Here is an 18,115-nt window from a genome sequence, read left to right as displayed (position 1 = left end):
GCCCCGCATAAGCGGGGCCTGAGCACAGCGTCGGCAGAGGTTAGTCCCGGCTTGCGAAGCCAAGGATGCTCAGCAGGCTGACGAAGATGTTGTACAGCGACACGTACAGGCTGACGGTAGCGCGGATATAGTTGGTCTCACCGCCGCGGATGATATTGCTGGTTTCAAACAGGATTGCGCCTGAAGAAATCAGGATAAACACCGCGCTGATGGCCAGGTGCAGAGCCGGCAGCTGCAGGAAGATGTTAGCAACCATACCGATCAGCACCACCACTACGCCTGCCATCAGCATTCCGCCGAGGAAGGACATGTCTTTACGGGTGGTCAACACATAGGCCGAGCAGCAGAAGAACACCAGAGCGGTACCGCCCAGCGCCAGACCAATCAGGTCACCCATGCCCGCAGACAGATAGGCGTTGAGCATTGGCCCAAGGATATAACCCAGGAAGCCGGTGAAAGCGAAGGCCGCCAGAATACCTGTCGGCTTATTGGCCAGTTTATAGGTCAGGAACATCAGACCATACATACCCACCAGCGTCAGAATCAGCCCTGGAGAAGGCAGCATCAGCACCGTGCTGGCCGTTGCCGTAATGGCGGAAAATGCCAGCGTCAGACTGAGGAGGAAATAGGTGTTCCGCAGAACTTTATGCGTACTGAGCAGCGATGAACGGTCACGCGACGACGTAATAATACGATCCATGAGTCACTCTCTTATGACAGATGTAATTAATAATGAAGCATAAAAAAACCACGACGGAAGCCATAGTGCTTTTACCCATCTTTACTTAGACCCCCGAGGCAATCACGCAGCATATTATGCTAATAAATAATGGAAAGGTGGTGAGTTTGTGTGTTTGGCTTCAGGAACCAGATCGGAATCTGATAGGTTACTGAAAAATATTGCGTTATTGCCGTTCTGTGGCTAAGTGTGGAGAGGGTACAAACGAAGCGTAATAAAGGCAAGGGATATGAAATCACAAAAATACAATCACATCACGCAAGCAGTGCTGGCTCTCGGTTTACTCTGCACGACGGCCACGGTATTTGCCGCTCAGGTTCCCCCCGGGACGGTGCTGGCAGAGAAGCAGGAACTGGTAAGAAATAACGGCAGCGAGCCGGCATCACTGGATCCGCATAAGGTCGAGAGTGACGTTGAGTTTAATATTATCAGCGATCTTTTCGAAGGGCTGGTCAGCGTCTCACCGGCTGGTGAAATACAGCCGCGGCTGGCGGAAAAGTGGGAAAATAAAGAGAACACCGTCTGGACCTTCCATTTACGTCCGGGCATTACCTGGTCGGACGGGACCGCCATTACCGCTCAGGATATTGTCTGGAGCTGGCAGCGACTGGTCTCTCCTCTGACGGCATCACCTTATTCCAGCTACCCGGGCAATATGCATATTGTGAACGCGAAGGAGATTGCCGAAGGGAAAAAAGCGCCGGAGACGCTGGGGGTGAAGGCGGTGGATGATGCGACGCTGGAAGTTACATTAACCCAGCCGAACGCGGCGTTTTTAGCGATGCTGGCGCACCCTTCGCTGGTTCCGATTGATAAAGTGCTGGTAAACCGCTTTGGCGAACAGTGGACCAAACCGGAGCATATCGTGACCAGCGGTCCATATAAGCTGTCTGCGTGGGTCGTTAACGAGCGCATCGTGGCCGAACGTAACCCGCGTTATTGGGACAATCAGCATACGGTAATCAATAAAGTGACCTGGCTGCCGATTCATTCAGAAGCGGCGGACGTTAACCGTTATAAAGCGGGTGAAATCGATATTGTTTATACGGTACCGATTAACCAGTTCGCGCAGCTTAAAAAGACCATGGGCGATCAGCTGAATGTGTCGCCGCAGCTGGCGACCTATTATTACGAGTTCAACACCACCAGGCCGCCATTTAACGATCCGCGTGTCCGGCTGGCGCTGAACATGGCACTGGATAAAGACATCATTGCGGAAAAAGTACTGGGGCAGGGACAACGCCCGGCCTGGCTGATTAGCCAGCCTGATATCGGCGGCGTAAAACTGCAAAATCCGGAATACGCCAGCTGGCCGCGCGAGAAACGCATTGCCGAAGCCAAAAAACTGCTGAGCGAAGCGGGATACTCAGATAGTCACCCGCTGGTGTTTAATCTGCTGTACAACACATCGGAATCACACCAGCGCGTGGCGATTGCCGCCAGTTCGATGTGGAAGAAAAATCTCGGCGTGGAGGCGAAGCTGCAAAACCAGGAGTGGAAGACGATGCTCGACACCATGCACACGCACAATTTTGATGCGGTGCGCTATGCGTGGATTGCCGATTATGACGATGCCGCCACTTTCCTGAATAACTTCCGCACCGGCGACAGTGAGAATACCAGCCAGTACAGCAATCCTGCCTATGATGAAGCCTTAAAGAACGCCGCCAAAGCGTCAGATGGGGTGACGCGCGGTAAGTACTACCAGCAGGCAGAGGATCTGCTTGCGAAAGATGTGCCGGCGGTTCCGGTTTATCACTATGTTCGTACCCACCTGGTAAAACCGTGGGTGGGGGGATTTACGCCGGATAAGCTGGGATACTACTTCACCAAAGATATGTACATCAAAAAGCACTAACGCTCAGGGGTAAGATTTTGTGCTGAAAAAACGGTCAATCTGTTGTTGATTCAACCGATTAACAGCATTTTGGTTATTTTTGAAGCAAGTGAACGGTTGCTGGCTTTACACGACGCAAGTAGCTGTTTATAGTGCGCCTCATTACGGAAGTGTGGCCGAGTGGTTGAAGGCACCGGTCTTGAAAACCGGCGACCCGAAAGGGTTCTAGAGTTCGAATCTCTACGCTTCCGCCAGATACAAAAAAATCCCGCGATAGAAATATCGCGGGATTTTTTTTTGTCTACACTGCGGAATCTTGCTGTCAGGGCCTGGTCTTGTCACTGCGCCAGCCCATCATAGATTCAGCGTAACGTGTGCTATCCAGCAGAGGCTTTGCTTGCACCCAGCCATCATTGACTTCTTTTTGCCAGGATTCTCCCCAGCTGTTTATAACCTTCAGAACCTCTATGCACGGATTTCCGCTGGCATTTCATCGGCACGGTAAGTTTAACCACGAAGTCGCGATAAGTAGGTTCCCGCATGAGCCTGAGAAAACTGACCGACTCCTGTTTTATATTGGGAAATATTTTCTTTAAGGTTGAGAATGCTGTTTTGTGAGTATGAAAAAAATTCTCAATGCATGCCTGACAATTAAAGTTTATTTTTTGAACTGTGTTTGTGAGGTTTTCGTAAATATTATAAACCTGATTCCACATTGTATATTCCCGAATACCACCATCATCGTTATCGGCGAAATCAGGCATCGTTTTATCTTTTGACGAGCACTCCAGTGATGGGTTACCGAACGCGACATATGCGGCATAATTTAAGGCATTTATTGCACTCCCGCCTTCATCTGCAAGAGGCTCATGACTTCCTGAATCCTCTTCACCAAAAGGTTTTACCAGCCCGTAAGGTGAAAAAATCTTGTCTGGCGTATAGCGAGTACAATCCTCAGGTAATTTGAGGCCGTTTTCTGCAGTAAGCATGACTGCCGCAGAGGCGGCGTAACAGATCCCCCGGCCACCCTGTGCAGGCACGTTGGGTAAGTTAGTGACTTCACTCAGATCGCTTTGCACCACATATTCTTTCGACGGTGGGGTGAATGCCGCAAATGCAGGATATTGAGCCGATGCTTCAGAGGGGAGCAATAAAATAAACGCCAAAATAGCTAAGGCGTTGACCCTTTTCATATCGGCGAACCTTCTCTATGGGCGCCGTTGTAAATAACGATGTTAGCGCATTGCTCGTTTTTTGCGCCATTGCGAGAGAAACCTCCGCGTTCGATAAATTCCTGCTTTACATGGCGCTAAGAGGTGTTTATAGTGCGCGTCATTCTGGAAGCGTGGCCGAGCGGTTGAAGGCACCGGTCTTGAAAACCGGCGACCCGAAAGGGTTCTAGAGTTCGAATCTCTACGCTTCCGCCAAATAAAAAAAGGGGTTACCGAAAGGTAACCCCTTTTTGCTTTGGGGTCGTTTCCCCATCAGTAACATCGCCTCCATTGTGAGGCGCTCAGGACGCCACGCTCTTGACCCTGCTGCGCCGGGGCCGCGAACTGAGTTCCGGGCCGTTGTCTATTCGCCGTTTCCCGGCATCACCCGTTCATCAAGTCTGCTATCAGGCGCCAAAAGTAGAGCATCCTGCTCAGCGATAGTGACTATCTTGCCTGGCCCGGAATAACCCCTCCCAGGGAACTTATCTGTTATGGATAGATTGCAACGCATCGCCTTACTGCTTGCTCGCATTGATGAAAAGCAGAGACCATTCCTGCGGGGGCATTCACTTCTGTCATTGAGATAAGCTTTCATATAGGGATTCGGCACTTTTATTGGCAAAGGTATTTGTCTGGTACAATTTCGGTACTGGAGCATTCGAACCGATCCGCCAGCATATCCCGCAGCGAACAGATGCGCTGCGCAGGTAGCGTCGCCGGCGAGGATAACATTGCGCGACCTTGAAACTAGCCGGAAAGGTGACTAAATTCCAATGTGGTCACAAATTTCAATCAATGGCTATCACGCTAAGCTGAAAAAATGACTAAGAATATGAACGTCCCATCATCACGTGGTCCACTTGATCACAGCGTCCGAGAGCAAATTGTCGAAGCTGCTTTTGAGCATTTCGGCCACTACGGCTACGAAAAAACCACCGTGGCAGAGCTTGCTAAATCTATAGGTTTTTCAAAATCTTACATCTATAAATTTTTTGATTCTAAACAGGCTATCGGCGAGGTGATCTGCGCTAACCGTCTGTCGTTGATCATGGAGGCCGTGCATTCGGCAATAGCCGATGCGCCGTCAGCCAGCGAGAAACTCCGTCGTCTCTTCGGGGCGCTCACCGAAGCGGGGAGCGAGCTGTTTTTCCACGATCGTAAGCTTTACGACATTGCCGCCGTAGCCGCAAGGGACCGGTGGCCTGCGACGGAAAAGTATACAGAACATCTGATGAAGCTGATTGAGGGCATTCTGCTTGAAGGCAGGAAGAACGGGGAGTTTGAAAGAAAAACGCCGCTGGATGAAGCCACGCACGCGGTATATCTGGTGATGTGTCCTTTCGTTAACCCCGTCCAGCTGCAGTTTAATCTCGAAGCGGCTCCCAAAGCAGCGGTACTGCTTTCTTCACTGATTTTAAGAAGCCTGGCCCCCTGATTTGTGACCATTGACTTTATTGGTCACTAGTCTGAGAATGCGGATACCATTCTGCTAATGCAATAAGGTTCCCATGCTCAGGCTTAATTCAGCCCGCCTTGCCGTCTGCCTCCTGCCGTTCATCCTGGGGGCCTGCGGCGACAATTCCGCTAATGACGATCCGCGCACGCGGCCGCCGCTCGTCAGAGCCGGGTCCGTTGAACTCGCGAACACCACTTCCCGGAGCTTTACCGGCGTGGTGGTAGCACGAACGCAAAGCGATCTTGGTTTCAGGGTGCAGGGTAAGATCCTCGAACGTTTTGTGGATACTGGCCAGAGCGTTAAACGTGGTCAGCCATTGATGCGACTGGACCCTGTTGACCTGAAGCTGCAGGCGCTGGCGCAGCAACAGGCCGTTGATGCCGCCAGGGCACGCGCAAGAAAAGCAATCAGTGATGAGGCGCGCTATCGTGGCCTCGTTGCCTCTGGCGCCGTATCCGCGTCAGAGTATGACCAGATTAAAGCGGCGGCCGATTCGGCTAAAGCGGAGCTCAGCGCCGCCCAGGCTCAGGCAAACGTGGCGCAAAACGCGACGGGCTATGCCGTGCTGCTGGCCGATTCCGACGGCGTGGTGATGGAGACCCTCGGCGAACCCGGTCAGGTCGTCAGCGCCGGACAGGCGGTGATCCGGTTGGCGAGAGCGGGGCAGCGCGAGGCGCTGGTGCAGCTACCGGAGACGTTGCGTCCCGCCATCGGCAGCGAAGCTCAGGCTACGCGCTATGGCAACGAAACAGAGCCTGTCGTTGCCAGACTGCGGCTGCTTTCGGATTCGGCCGATGCGACGACCCGCACATTCGAGGCGCGGTACGTGCTGGAAGGGCCGCTGGCGAACGCCCCGCTGGGGTCGACCGTGACGCTGCAAATCCAAAAAAATAGCGGGGAGCGCCCGGTGATGCAGGTTCCGCTGGCTGCTCTGTACGATGCGGGCAAAGGGCCCGGTATCTGGCGCATTTCCGCGCGGCCGACAAAGGTCGTCTGGCAGCCGGTGAAGGTGCTTAGCGTAGGTGCGGAAGCGGTGCAGGTGACTGGCGATCTGCGGCCGGGCGAGAAGATTGTGGCGCTAGGGGCGCATCTTCTGCATGAAGGCGAGTCTGTCCGACTTGCTGAACCACGCGATGCTGCCCATGCGGGGAGCAAACCATGAGCGCAAAACGCTTCAATCTGTCAGCGCTTGCGGTGCGCGAGCGCTCGATCACGCTGTTTTTGATTATTCTGATTACGATAGCCGGTATTTATTCGTTTTTTGGCCTTGGGCGAGCGGAAGATCCGCCCTTTACGGTCAAACAGATGACCATTATCAGCGTCTGGCCAGGGGCGACCGCGCAGGAAATTCAGGATCAGGTTGCCGAGCCGCTGGAAAAACGTCTGCAGGAGCTCAAATGGTATGACCGTACGGAAACCTATACCCGCCCCGGCATGGCATTTATCACGCTCTCATTGCAGGACAGCACGCCGCCATCTCAGGTGCAGGAAGAGTTCTATCAGGCGCGAAAAAAGCTTGGGGATGAGGCCAAAAATCTCCCCGCTGGCGTGACCGGGCCGATGATCAATGATGAATTCGCCGACGTGACTTTCGCGCTCTTTGCGCTGAAAGCGAAAGGGGAGCCGCAGCGCCTGTTGGTTCGTGATGCCGAAACATTACGCCAGCAGCTCCTGCACGTCCCTGGCGTGAAGAAAGTCAATATTATCGGCGAGCAGGCTGAACGGATTTATATCTCTTTCTCGCATGAGCGTCTGGCTACGATGGGACTCTCTCCGCAGGATATTTTCAATGCGCTTAACAGCCAGAACGCCTTAACCCCGGCGGGCTCCATCGAGACTCGCGGCGCGCAGATCTTTATTCGCCTCGATGGCGCTTTCGACGAATTGCAGAAGATCCGCGATACGCCATTTATCGCTCAGGGTAAAACGCTCAAGCTATCCGACGTGGCAACGGTGGAACGAGGTTATGAAGATCCTCCCACGCTGCAGATTCGTAACCAGTCTGAACCAGCGCTGCTGCTCGGTATTGTCATGCGCGAAGGCTGGAATGGTCTGGCGTTAGGTAAAGCGCTGGATGCCGAAGCGGCAAAAATCAATGCGGCTATGCCGCTGGGGCTGACCCTGACGAAAGTCACCGATCAGTCGGTGAATATCGGCGCGTCGGTCGACGAGTTCATGATCAAATTCTTCGCCGCCCTGCTGGTCGTTATGATGGTCTGTTTTGTCAGCATGGGGTGGCGCGTGGGCGTTGTGGTCGCGGCGGCGGTCCCCCTGACGCTGGCGATTGTTTTTGTGGTGATGGAAGCCTCCGGTATCAATTTTGACCGCGTCACCCTCGGCTCGCTTATTCTTGCTCTCGGCCTGCTGGTCGATGATGCCATTATCGCCATCGAAATGATGGTGGTGAAAATGGAGGAGGGCTACGACAGAATTAAAGCTTCGGCCTACGCCTGGAGCCATACCGCCGCGCCAATGCTGGCAGGAACGCTGGTGACAGCCATTGGCTTTATGCCAAATGGTTTTGCGCAGTCTACGGCCGGAGAATACACCAGCAATATGTTCTGGATTGTCGGCCTCGCTCTGATCGCCTCGTGGCTGGTTGCCGTTGTTTTCACACCGTATCTGGGCGTGAAGATGCTGCCGGATATTGTAAAAGTGGAAGGCGGCCATGCCGCTATCTATAACACGCCGCGCTATAACCGCTTCCGCCGTATGCTGGCCCGCGTTATCGCAAGCAAATGGGGAGTGGCCGGTTCCGTCGTCGCTATTTTCGTTCTGGCCGTTCTCGGAATGGGGCTGGTGAAAAAACAATTTTTCCCCACCTCTGACCGGCCGGAAGTTCTGGTCGAAGTGCAGATGCCCTATGGCACCTCGATTGGGCAGACCAGCGCAGCGGCGGCCAAAATAGAGGCGTGGTTGCAAAAACAGCCGGAAGCGAAAATTGTTACCGCCTACATCGGCCAGGGCTCACCGCGCTTTTATCTGGCGATGGCCCCCGAGCTACCCGACCCGTCGTTTGCCAAAATAGTGGTATTGACGGACAGCCAGCAATCACGCGATGCGCTCAAACTTCGACTGCGGGAAGCCGTCGCCAGCGGACTGGCGCCAGAAGCGCGCGTTCGCGTAACGCAACTGGTGTTTGGCCCGTATTCACCTTTCCCGGTGGCATGGCGGGTGATGGGGCCAGATAGTGATAAATTGCGCGACATCGCCGATAAGGTTAAGGCTGTGCTGCAGGCAAGCCCGATGATGAGGACCGTCAATACCGACTGGGGGACAAAGGTACCAGCCTTACATTTCATCCTCGATCAGGACCGTCTGCAGGCAACCGGTTTAACGTCGAATGCCGTGGCCCAACAGCTCCAGTTCCTGTTATCGGGTATTCCCATTACCTCGGTACGGGAAGATATTCGCTCGGTGCAGGTAACGGGGCGCGCCGCCGGTGATATACGTCTGGATCCGGCGAAAATTGAGGGGCTTACCCTGGTGGGCAAGGCGGGACAGCGCATTCCTCTGGCGCAAATCGGCGAGGTGGAGGTGAGAATGGAAGACCCGCTACTGCGTCGTCGCGATCGAACGCCCACCATTACCGTGCGGGGGGACATTGCCGATAATCTTCAGCCGCCGGACGTTTCTGCCGCCCTCATGAAGCAGCTACAGCCAATTATTGATTCGCTCCCGCCCGGATACCGTATCGACATGGCGGGCTCGATTGAGGAATCGGGCAAAGCCACTCAGGCGATGGCGCCGTTGTTCCCCATCATGATCGCCCTGACGCTGCTGATCATCATTCTGCAGGTACGTTCAATGTCAGCCATGGTGATGGTGTTTCTTACCGCTCCGCTGGGGCTGATCGGCGTGGTTCCTGCGCTGCTGCTTTTCAATCAACCGTTTGGCATCAATGCTCTTGTCGGGTTGATCGCGCTTTCGGGGATCCTTATGCGTAATACGCTGATTCTTATCGGCCAAATCCATCATAACGAGAGGCAAGGCCTCGACCCGTACCATGCGGTGATAGAAGCTACGGTACAGCGGGCAAGACCCGTACTCCTGACGGCAATGGCCGCTGTGCTGGCGTTTATTCCCCTGACCCATTCGGTGTTCTGGGGGACCCTCGCTTATACGCTGATTGGCGGAACGTTAGGGGGCACCATCATGACGCTGGTCTTCTTACCGGCGATGTATGCGATCTGGTTCCGGATCCGTCCTGAGGTTCCGTTCCATTCGGTACGACCACAGGCGTAAACGGTATTTCTTCGCATCGCGCGCGACCGACCAGGAGGGGAGGAGACCTCAGGCTCCCCCCCTGAACGGGGAGGGGTATTTTTGTGATGCAAGTCATAAAATAACCCCCGGTTATTGTGATGTTACTTGCATGCAATGGATTTGAATTTGAATCGACCCGCTCTATCTCTGCGGGTTTTTTTTCTTCCCGCGAGTGCTGACCGGCGATCGGCTGCACGTCAGGCGGATTCAATGGCCGAAACCAGCACCGAATCCAACACATTCCAGCCAACGCGTTCTTGACCTTGCGCCAGGGATTCACTCATCCATCGCTGGGCTATAGGCCGCTGAGCGAGAACATCTGTCTGGCGCAGGCTATTTGCGCTTTTCCAGATGATGCCCGCCAGATAATGCTATCGCCACGAGTCTTGCGCCATGCCTGACGTCGTAAAACTCACGGGATCGGCGTTGTTGCTGTATTTCCCTGTCAGGATTGCCATGATTTATCTTCCGGGTCTATGCTGAATGAGCAGGCATCATGTGCCGTCCAGGCAGGTTAAACACTGATTAACAGGTGTTGTTATGGCCACTGATCCGGAACTGATTTATCTTGAGATCCTGGAAACTATCCTGATGGCCACGCTGGATCCCCAGCTGTGGAAACTCGCGCTGCAGAAGCTGTCGTTCCTGACAGGTCATCAGTACGCGGCATTACTTTTTTATGATAAAGGTAATGCGCATCTGATGACCGATTCCTTCCTCTTTGAAGAAAAGGTATTTACGGCCTACCGGGATGTATTTCTGGCCATTGACCCTGCTGAAAAAATACTGACGGGGCTGCCTGTCGGGCAGATGTACAGGGACAGGGAGTTTTTAGGCGATAAATTTATTGCTAACAGCATTTATTACAATGAATTTCATCACCCGAATGACCTGAATTATCTGACCAGTGTCAAGCTGTGTACCGTCAACGGTTATTCCACCTATTTATCGCTGATGACAGCCAACGATGCCGCCTATCCGCAGTCTGCACAATTTGACGTATTTCGGCGGCTCATCCCGGCGTTAATTACCGCCAGTCAGCTTCACGCCAGATTTGAGCAACTTCGTGACACGATTGAGTATCAAACTGCGATTATGGATAACGGTATTTACCCGGTCTGGCTGGTGGATCGTAGCGGGAAAATTCTTTACGCCAGTGCCCATGCCGAAAGTTACCAGCGTGCGAGCGTCCGATTGGTCTGGTCTGCCGGCGCGGATACACTCAGTCTGGATACTGACAGCAAAAAACTGAAACATGCCATCGAACAGGCCACGCGAACCGGGGCGCCCCCCCGGGCGGGATTGTGCTACACCACCAGACGCCCTGCAAAACCGATCCTGGTGCTTCCGGCCTCCCGTATTCCCGGAGTCGCCTGCATTATCATCCCCGAGCCTTTCCTCAGCGGCAGCGCCTTAATGGAGGTGTTTGATGTTAAACCCGCCGAGAATGCGGTGGCAGAACTGCTGGTCAGGGGGATGACCCCGGATGAATGCGCCCTACATCTGGGCGTATCCATCACCACCATCAGAAGCCATCTCAGTGCGCTGTACCGGAAAACACATACCCGAAATCAGTCCGAATTGCTGCTCATTATCCGGGCCATTTACGGCTGATTTATTTCACGCACTCCTTCATATGAATGAGTGAGAGTTGCATTCCCGCCATTATACTCATGCTTATACGGCTGACCGGATTTTCACTACCGTCATTCATGCCGGCAGTATATCCGTGTCTGTTTACGGGATGCGGGAATGATGTTTTATCTTTATCTGACCGTCTTACTGTTTTTAGCGCGCCGGGTTGTGTTTGGTGTGTGGAATTTGATGAGAAATAACCTGAAACGTCTTTCGTTCATCATTCTGACATCACTGCTATCGGCGTGTGGTTCTGAACAGGCGCGAAGCACGGAACCCCGGAATGGCGAAAAGAAGCGAGATCGCATCCTGTGTAACGGATGTCATTATATGAATGACGCTATCTTCACATGTCAATAATAAATGAAAGTTATATTGATGAGGAGTGTATTTATGTTTTCTCGCAAAACATGCTGGTCAGCACATGCAATATGCCTGCTCTTTTTTTCTGCTTCAGTCCTGGCCGGGGAACCATCAGCACAGGGGCAGTATCTGTGTGAGGAAAATTACAGATGTATTTTCTTACCTGTCATACTTTTTATTGTCATCTGCGGTACGCTGGTTTCTATTTTAGTTATCCGCCGCTCTCTTCCTGAAACGTGGTCTTTGGCGGATGCGCTTTCTGAAGATGTGGAGTTATCTGCCGTCACTGAAGTTAAGGAAACAAAAGATGGTATTGATACAGTGACCAAAACACCGCTTTATGACCCGGCAGGCAAACCTGTTCTGGAAACCGTAATGAAAGCCAGCTCGAGTCGACTCATTGCACTGACAGGAATGCTGGTCATTTTATTTATGTTTATTGGTTTTGGGTCCTTAATATTACTTGATTATGGCATGACTGGTAAAATATCAAGTCCTGAATCCGTTGGCGAGATTATTAAATTCCTGTCTGCCGGGATGACATTATTTGCACCATACCTGGTGAATAAGTTCTCTTCTTTGTTTCAGAGCCTGTCCTCAAATAAATAGAGACGAAATCGCGTCTCTGCAGTAATAAACCCATGAAGGAGAATATTATGGAGACGATCAACAAACGTATATTCATCACGACCCGCTATCCCGTCAGCGCGCAACATGGTCGCCCGCCCATCGCGTTTCTGCAACAACTGGTGGAGACTCTGGATGGGTTACCCGATGATGTTTTTGCTGAAAATGAGCTTCATGATATCTATGCCGTCATGAAAGGTGTGCTTGGGCCTTACACCAGCCTTAAACACCGAAAAGCAGTGATGTGTGAAGTACTTCGCGTGCAGGCGGGGTTTGAATCGGACTGGCGCTGGGATGCTGGCGTCGATTCGGGAAATCATCGTTCCCGGACTCACATTGAAAGCGAAGAGACCGGAGCCTTCCAGGTATCATTTGACAGTATTGGCACCAGACAATCGGCACTGCTGGGTTTTGCGAAACAGCATGGCATAGACACGGCAGAAACGTTCATTACTAAAATGAAAACGGACCACGGCCTGGCCGTGGAATATTGTGCCCGATTATTGCGGATCAGCACCGCCTGGTGCGGTACGATAAAAGACCCGACTAAGGTTATCTCCCACGTGCGGCGCGATGCCGTAGAGGAATTTCAGACATTCCTCTCGCCCCGAATATCGTCCCAAACGCTCTCCGCGGCAGGTATCGGGCCGCTCAGCGACAAAGATAAAATGATTGAGGTGATAAATATTGCCAGAACGCCAGCCCGTTATGAAAAAGTACAGGAGATTGCCGCGAGTGAGCTCTTTAAGCTAACCCATGAGAGCTGGCCACATGACGGCTGTGCGTTAAATCTGGCTAATCTCTTGCAGGAAGGTGGCATTGTCGTTCCCGATATTACGCAAGCATTAGCTTTGGGCAACTATCTTCACGATGAAAGAAAATGGCAAAAAATTCCTGTTGGACAACAGCAACCTGGAGATGTTGGTTCTACCTGCGGCCCGACGGCCCACCATGGTTATGATCATATTTATCTGGTGCTGGAACGCCAGGACAGCGACAAAATGGTGATTGTCGATAATCAACAACCCCTACCTCATGAACGACTCGCCAGCGGAAAGGGTAAAACACCGACGAAATTCTTTTTGCGCCCGGTCTGAAGCAACCAACAAAGATCGGCCTGGTTAGCGCGTAGCGTCTCTCCCGCTGCGGCCGGGGAACCGTCAACGCGAGCTGAAGCACAAGTCGGCAACTGCGTTATTTCAGCAGTTGCCGCGCAGGACCCACGCGATATTTGGCGGCTGGCCCTCTACGCTCATTCGGCGCTAAGCCTCCAAAGCATCTGCTCTGCATTCCTCGCTGGCAGCGTGCAGGGCGCGCAATCCCGATCTATTATCGCGGCGGCGAGAGCGGTTATTTATTTAGCAGCTTATTATAGACGTAGAAATCCGTGTCGCGTACGAAGCCATTTTTCTCATACAGCGCTTGTGCTCGCGTATTATCCGTTGCGGTACTGAGCATAATAAAAGCCGAGTCGGACTCTTTGGCTAACTGCCCGGCGCGGGCGATAAGCGCTTCAGCAACCCCCTGTTTACGGGACGAAGGATCAACAAACAAGTCATACAGTAACCAGATACGCTTCATTTCTAATGAGCAGAACAGCGGATACAGTTGCGTAAATCCCACGACTTTGTCGGCAATTTGAGCAAAGAAAATAGTCGATTCATTAAGCTGTAAGCGTTGCAGAATAAAATCACGCGCCTGCTCACGCTGGGTCCCGACATCATAAAATTCGCGATATGCAAGAAACAGCGGCAGGATTTTATCCACATCCTTGGGTTGCGCCTGATAAATATTCATCTTAAACCTCGTGGCAAAGACCCATTATTGTAGGCCGAATTATCCCACTGTAAATACCAACCTTGTGGGGGAACAAAATACCGACCATTTCACCCACAGCGCGGTGGGTGTGCGGTTGAACGTGCCGTCAGCGGGCAGACCCGCTGCTATTGTGGCGCATATTCGCGCTCGCTGGCGTCCGGTGAGCTGATGGTGTAGGATTTTTGTTCGCGGCATAAATGCAATCTGGATCATATTTTTAATATTTTCCGCGAAAAACGATCGCATCTTAAGGTTGTTTTAATCTTTTATTTTATCTTGTTTTAAATAAAGCATTTTCAGATAAGAAAGCGATGCGGGGCAATATTTTTAACTGTTTTTATTTTATGGGAATTGTTTTCATTATCATTCCCATTTCTCTGTGTTTTAATCCTTTCCGGCCAGGCTATCGGCGGCCATTTATCCATTAATACTAAGGATTAGCACATGAATTTTCGCCTGTCGTCTTATTGCTCCGCCGCGCTCGTCGCTGCTTCTGTGTTTCTTGCTCCTCAGGTCCTGGCGGCCGAAAGCGGTGAAGGCATTGTTGTCTATAACGCGCAGCATGAAAATCTGGTCAAGTCGTGGGTGGATGGCTTTACCAAAGAAACCGGTATTAAAGTGACTCTGCGTAACGGCGGTGATAGCGAGCTGGGAAATCAGCTGGTGCAGGAAGGCGCGGCTTCGCCGGCTGACGTTTTCCTGACGGAAAACTCCCCGTCAATGGTCCTGGTCGACAATGCAAAATTATTCGCGCCGCTGAACGCCGACACCTTAAGTCAGGTGGCGCCGGAATTTCGCCCTGAGCACGGCCGCTGGATCGGCATCGCGGCGCGTAGCACCGTTTTTGTCTATAACCCGGAAAAAATCAGCGAAGCTCAGCTGCCGCATTCTCTGATGGATCTGGCGAAACCGGAATGGAAAGGGCGCTGGGCGGCATCGCCATCGGGTGCTGATTTCCAGGCCATTGTCAGCGCGATGCTGGCACTGAAGGGCGAGCAAGCGACGCTGGACTGGCTCAAAGCGATGAAAACCAACTTCGTGGCCTATAAAGGCAACAGCACCGTGATGAAGGCCGTCAATGCCGGGCAAATTGATGGCGGGGTGATTTACCACTACTACCGCTTTGTCGATCAGGCCAAAACCGGTGAAAACAGCAAAAACACCAAACTGTATTACTTCAAACATCAGGATCCGGGTGCTTTCGTGAGTATCTCCGGCGGCGGCGTGCTGGCCTCCAGCAAACATAAAGAGCAGGCGCAGGCCTTCATCAAGTGGATCACCGGTAAGCAGGGTCAGGATGAGCTGAGAACCAATAATGCCTTTGAATATGCCGTAGGTGTCGATGCCGCCTCTAACCCGAAACTGACGCCGCTGAAAGAACTGGATGCGCCGAAAGTAGAGCCTTCTTCGCTGAACAGCAAAAAAGTTATCGAACTGATGACGCAAGCTGGCCTGCTGTGATCCCTCCGGTGAAGTGAATACCTTATGTCTGGTCTGAGTATTACACTCGGAAAAAAAGTACGACGCCTGCCTGAGCGCAGGCGTCCTGCATTTCCGATGGTTGCATTAGCGGTACTGTTTTCATTATTAGCACTCCTCCCGCCGGGTTTTGTCGTTGCCGTGGGGATTGATACCGGATGGGAGACCATTAAGGCGCTGGTGTTCCGTCCGCGCGTCGGGGAGTTGCTCAGCAATACGCTGTGGCTCAGCGCCCTGACCGTCCCGGCGTGCATTGCGCTCGGCGTGACGGTCGCGTGGCTGACTGAACGCACGACCCTGGCAGGGCGGCAGGTCTGGTCGGCGCTGGCGGTTGCCCCGCTGGCGATTCCGGCGTTTGTTCAGAGCTATGCCTGGGTCAGCGCGGTGCCATCGATGCACGGCCTCTCCTCCGGCGTGTTCCTCTCGGTGCTTGCCTACTATCCCTTCATCTATATGCCGGTCGCGGCGGTGCTTCGCCGCCTGGATCCGACGCTGGAAGACGTTGCCGCCTCGCTGGGCACGCCGCCGTGGAAGGTTTTTTTCCGCGTGGTGTTACCGCAGCTGAAGCTGGCCATTTGCGGCGGCGCGCTGCTGGTGGCGCTGCACCTGCTGGCGGAATACGGCCTGTATGCGATGATCCGTTTCGATACCTTTACGACCGCGATCTATGACCAGTTCCAGTCCACGTTCAGCGGTCCGGCGGCCAATATGCTGGCCGGCGTGCTGGCGCTGTGCTGCCTGGCGTTCCTGCTGCTGGAGAGCGCCACCCGGGGGAAAGCGCGCTATGCCCGTATTGGCGCCGGGGCTGCGCGGGAGCAGAAACGCAAACGCATGAATGTGATGGCGACTCTCGCTGCACAGTCGCTGCTGTGTGCGCTGGTGCTGCTGGCGCTAGGGGTACCGCTGCTGGTGCTGTGTCGCTGGCTGTGGTTGGGGGGCCTCGAGAACTGGATGAACGCCGACCTGTGGCACTCTCTTCGCCAGACGCTGGTGCTGGGGGCCAGCGGTGCGCTGCTGACGACCGCCTGCGGTATCCCCATCGCCTGGCTGGGGATTCGCTACCCGCATCGTCTGTTTCGCCTGCTTGAAGGGTGCAATTACATGACCAGTTCGCTGCCGGGTATTGTGACCGCGCTGGCGCTGGTTACGGTGACCATCCACTATGCCCGGCCCATCTATCAGACTGAAGTGACGCTGTTTCTGGCCTACCTGCTGATGTTTATGCCTCGTGCGCTGATCAATCTTCGCGCGGGAATCGCCCAGGCGCCGGTAGAGCTGGAAAACGTCGCGCGGAGTCTGGGAAGAAGCCCGGGGCGGGCGCTGTGGAGCATCACGCTGCGTCTCGCCGCGCCGGGCGCGACGGCCGGGGCCGCTCTGGTCTTTCTCGGCGTCAGCAACGAACTGACCGCGACGCTGCTGCTTTCACCGCTGGGAACCCGTACGCTGGCCACCGGCTTTTGGGCACTAACCAGCGAGATAGATTATGTCGCTGCGGCGCCCTACGCGATGCTGATGATCGCGATTTCTCTACCGTTGACCGGTGTGCTCTATCACCAGTCGAAAAAAATTGCAGGTCTGTAAATGCTGGAATTAACCTCGATCTCAAAATCTTTTGCCGATGTTCAGGTGCTGGATAACCTTTTTCTGTCGGTGGCCCCCGGCAGCCGCACGGCCATCGTCGGGCCGTCCGGCTCCGGAAAAACAACGCTGCTGCGTATTCTCGCCGGGTTTGAAACGCCGGATGCCGGGCGCATCGTGATGCAGGGCAGAACGCTGTTTGATGAGGGGATTTTTATTCCCGCCCATCAGCGCGGCATCGGTTTCGTCCCGCAGGAGGGAGCCTTGTTCCCGCACCTTAACGTCGCCGACAATATTGCCTGGGGCTTAGATTGCTCCCGGCAGGAGAAGCGCCGTCGGGTCGCGGCATTGATGGAGATGGTGTCGCTGGATGGGCAGCTGGCCACGCACTGGCCGCATGAAATATCCGGCGGCCAGCAGCAGCGCGTGGCCCTCGCCCGGGCGCTGGCGCAGCGGCCATCGCTGATGCTGCTGGATGAACCTTTTTCCGCCCTCGATACCGGACTTCGTGCCACCACGCGAAAGGCGACGGCAGACCTGCTTGCCCAGGCCGGCGTCGCCGCGATTCTGGTGACCCACGATCAGAATGAAGCGCTGTCGTTTGCCAGCCAGGTTGCGGTGATGCGTCAGGGGCGCTTTACCCAGGTGGGCACCCCGTTTGAGGTCTATTCGCGGCCCGCCGATGAAGCCACGGCGCTGTTTCTGGGCGATGCGCTGGTGCTTCCTGCCGAGCTTCAAGGCGGACGGGCGCAGTGCGCGATTGGCGCGCTGCTGACCGATAATGACGATGTCACGGGGCAGGGGCGGGTTATGCTGCGTCCGGAACAGCTGATGATTACGCCTTGCCAGAATGAGGAGAGTGCCGCCACCATCCTCGACGTGGATTTTTCCGGCCATTTGTCGACTTTAACGCTGGCGATCGCGCAGCAGACGCTGACCCTGAAAACCGTCAGCCGGGCGGACTGGGTGCCGGGCCGCCGGGTACATATTGAGGTCAGCGGTAAAGGGCGGGTGTTTATTCCTTAATAAATGAAAATCGCGCCAGGGTATTTCTGGCGTCATTTATTCTACCGGCGACCGTGACGTGGATGAATAATATCGAC

At 53.9% G+C, this 18,115-nt stretch carries 13 protein-coding genes, 2 tRNA genes and 1 pseudogene; 13 read left to right on the top strand and 3 right to left on the bottom strand.

What is annotated here, in order from left to right; translation table 11 throughout:
* Positions 1–40 precede the first annotated feature (40 nt).
* Entirely contained in the window at positions 41–700 is a 660-nt protein-coding gene (gene yccA / locus ROR01S_RS20130; RefSeq protein WP_004860189.1) for an FtsH protease modulator YccA, read from the bottom strand.
* 268 nt (positions 701–968) lie between these two features.
* On the opposite strand from yccA, the gene ROR01S_RS20125 reads away from it, so the two are divergent.
* Both ROR01S_RS20125 and ROR01S_RS20120 read left to right on the top strand, forming a co-directional pair.
* The gene (locus ROR01S_RS20125; protein WP_015584707.1) at positions 969–2,597 is read left to right on the top strand and encodes an ABC transporter substrate-binding protein; all 1,629 of its coding nucleotides are present in this window, start codon (positions 969–971) and stop codon (positions 2,595–2,597) included.
* A gap of 145 nt (positions 2,598–2,742) precedes the next feature.
* Positions 2,743–2,830: transfer RNA gene (locus ROR01S_RS20120), tRNA-Ser, on the top strand.
* A 156-nt stretch (positions 2,831–2,986) separates the two neighbouring features.
* On the opposite strand, the gene ROR01S_RS20115 is transcribed toward ROR01S_RS20120, so the two are convergent.
* Entirely contained in the window at positions 2,987–3,769 is a 783-nt protein-coding gene (locus ROR01S_RS20115; RefSeq protein WP_004860193.1) for a hypothetical protein, read from the bottom strand.
* Positions 3,770–3,915: 146 nt separating this feature from the next.
* On the opposite strand from ROR01S_RS20115, the gene ROR01S_RS20110 reads away from it, so the two are divergent.
* The 8 genes and pseudogenes from ROR01S_RS20110 (at position 3,916) to ROR01S_RS20080 (ending at position 13,234) form a co-directional block, all read left to right on the top strand.
* A tRNA-Ser gene (locus ROR01S_RS20110) sits at positions 3,916–4,003 on the top strand.
* Positions 4,004–4,610: 607 nt separating this feature from the next.
* Positions 4,611–5,225 carry a TetR/AcrR family transcriptional regulator gene (locus ROR01S_RS20105; RefSeq protein WP_004860265.1) on the top strand — a complete coding sequence of 205 codons (615 nt, stop codon included), beginning with the start codon at positions 4,611–4,613 and terminating at the stop codon, positions 5,223–5,225.
* Positions 5,226–5,298: 73 nt separating this feature from the next.
* A complete protein-coding gene (locus ROR01S_RS20100) occupies positions 5,299–6,408 on the top strand; it encodes an efflux RND transporter periplasmic adaptor subunit (protein ID WP_015584704.1) in 1,110 nt (369 codons plus the stop codon).
* Complete coding sequence (locus tag ROR01S_RS20095) at positions 6,405–9,491, top strand: efflux RND transporter permease subunit (protein WP_064359830.1); 3,087 nt, start codon at positions 6,405–6,407, stop codon at positions 9,489–9,491. The genes ROR01S_RS20100 and ROR01S_RS20095 overlap by 4 nt, the downstream gene beginning before the upstream one ends.
* Positions 9,492–10,052: 561 nt before the next feature.
* A pseudogene (locus ROR01S_RS27610) lies at positions 10,053–10,166 on the top strand (helix-turn-helix transcriptional regulator); the annotation flags it as partial.
* Positions 10,167–10,214: 48 nt separating this feature from the next.
* Positions 10,215–11,126 carry a helix-turn-helix transcriptional regulator gene (locus tag ROR01S_RS27775; RefSeq protein WP_407046335.1) on the top strand — a complete coding sequence of 304 codons (912 nt, stop codon included), beginning with the start codon at positions 10,215–10,217 and terminating at the stop codon, positions 11,124–11,126.
* A 414-nt stretch (positions 11,127–11,540) separates the two neighbouring features.
* A complete protein-coding gene (locus ROR01S_RS20085) occupies positions 11,541–12,119 on the top strand; it encodes a hypothetical protein (RefSeq protein WP_064359829.1) in 579 nt (192 codons plus the stop codon).
* A gap of 47 nt (positions 12,120–12,166) precedes the next feature.
* Positions 12,167–13,234: a hypothetical protein gene (locus ROR01S_RS20080; protein ID WP_064359828.1), complete on the top strand. Its 1,068-nt coding sequence runs from the start codon at positions 12,167–12,169 to the stop codon at positions 13,232–13,234.
* Between the two features lie 253 nt (positions 13,235–13,487).
* Here ROR01S_RS20080 and ROR01S_RS20075 read toward each other — a convergent pair whose 3' ends face one another.
* Positions 13,488–13,934, bottom strand: coding sequence for a GNAT family N-acetyltransferase (locus tag ROR01S_RS20075; protein WP_032717645.1), 447 nt, complete (start codon positions 13,932–13,934; stop codon positions 13,488–13,490).
* Positions 13,935–14,399: 465 nt separating this feature from the next.
* Between ROR01S_RS20075 and ROR01S_RS20070 the strand changes: the two genes are divergently transcribed.
* Genes ROR01S_RS20070 through ROR01S_RS20060 form a run of 3 tightly spaced genes read left to right on the top strand, consistent with a single transcriptional unit; the run spans position 14,400 to position 18,038 of the window.
* Positions 14,400–15,416, top strand: a complete 1,017-nt coding sequence (locus ROR01S_RS20070) for an iron ABC transporter substrate-binding protein (RefSeq protein WP_004860282.1) — start codon at positions 14,400–14,402, stop codon at positions 15,414–15,416.
* Positions 15,417–15,440: 24 nt separating this feature from the next.
* Positions 15,441–17,015: an ABC transporter permease gene (locus ROR01S_RS20065; RefSeq protein ID WP_048023103.1), complete on the top strand. Its 1,575-nt coding sequence runs from the start codon at positions 15,441–15,443 to the stop codon at positions 17,013–17,015.
* Positions 17,016–18,038: an ABC transporter ATP-binding protein gene (locus tag ROR01S_RS20060; protein WP_004860286.1), complete on the top strand. Its 1,023-nt coding sequence runs from the start codon at positions 17,016–17,018 to the stop codon at positions 18,036–18,038.
* The last annotated feature ends 77 nt before the right edge of the window (positions 18,039–18,115 follow it).

The organism is Klebsiella ornithinolytica NBRC 105727 = ATCC 31898, from assembly GCF_001598295.1.
GTDB lineage: Bacteria > Pseudomonadota > Gammaproteobacteria > Enterobacterales > Enterobacteriaceae > Klebsiella > Klebsiella ornithinolytica.
Note: the sequence above shows the minus strand (reverse complement) of the source record. Positions and strands in the feature narration are given on the sequence as shown.

Coding starts and splice junctions, on each gene's coding strand:
- yccA (WP_004860189.1), bottom strand. CDS start 700: ATGGATCGTATTATTACGTCGTCGCGTGACCGTTCATCGCTGCTCAGT.
- ROR01S_RS20125 (WP_015584707.1), top strand. CDS start 969: ATGAAATCACAAAAATACAATCACATCACGCAAGCAGTGCTGGCTCTC.
- ROR01S_RS20115 (WP_004860193.1), bottom strand. CDS start 3,769: ATGAAAAGGGTCAACGCCTTAGCTATTTTGGCGTTTATTTTATTGCTC.
- ROR01S_RS20105 (WP_004860265.1), top strand. CDS start 4,611: ATGACTAAGAATATGAACGTCCCATCATCACGTGGTCCACTTGATCAC.
- ROR01S_RS20100 (WP_015584704.1), top strand. CDS start 5,299: ATGCTCAGGCTTAATTCAGCCCGCCTTGCCGTCTGCCTCCTGCCGTTC.
- ROR01S_RS20095 (WP_064359830.1), top strand. CDS start 6,405: ATGAGCGCAAAACGCTTCAATCTGTCAGCGCTTGCGGTGCGCGAGCGC.
- ROR01S_RS27775 (WP_407046335.1), top strand. CDS start 10,215: ATGACCGATTCCTTCCTCTTTGAAGAAAAGGTATTTACGGCCTACCGG.
- ROR01S_RS20085 (WP_064359829.1), top strand. CDS start 11,541: ATGTTTTCTCGCAAAACATGCTGGTCAGCACATGCAATATGCCTGCTC.
- ROR01S_RS20080 (WP_064359828.1), top strand. CDS start 12,167: ATGGAGACGATCAACAAACGTATATTCATCACGACCCGCTATCCCGTC.
- ROR01S_RS20075 (WP_032717645.1), bottom strand. CDS start 13,934: ATGAATATTTATCAGGCGCAACCCAAGGATGTGGATAAAATCCTGCCG.
- ROR01S_RS20070 (WP_004860282.1), top strand. CDS start 14,400: ATGAATTTTCGCCTGTCGTCTTATTGCTCCGCCGCGCTCGTCGCTGCT.
- ROR01S_RS20065 (WP_048023103.1), top strand. CDS start 15,441: ATGTCTGGTCTGAGTATTACACTCGGAAAAAAAGTACGACGCCTGCCT.
- ROR01S_RS20060 (WP_004860286.1), top strand. CDS start 17,016: ATGCTGGAATTAACCTCGATCTCAAAATCTTTTGCCGATGTTCAGGTG.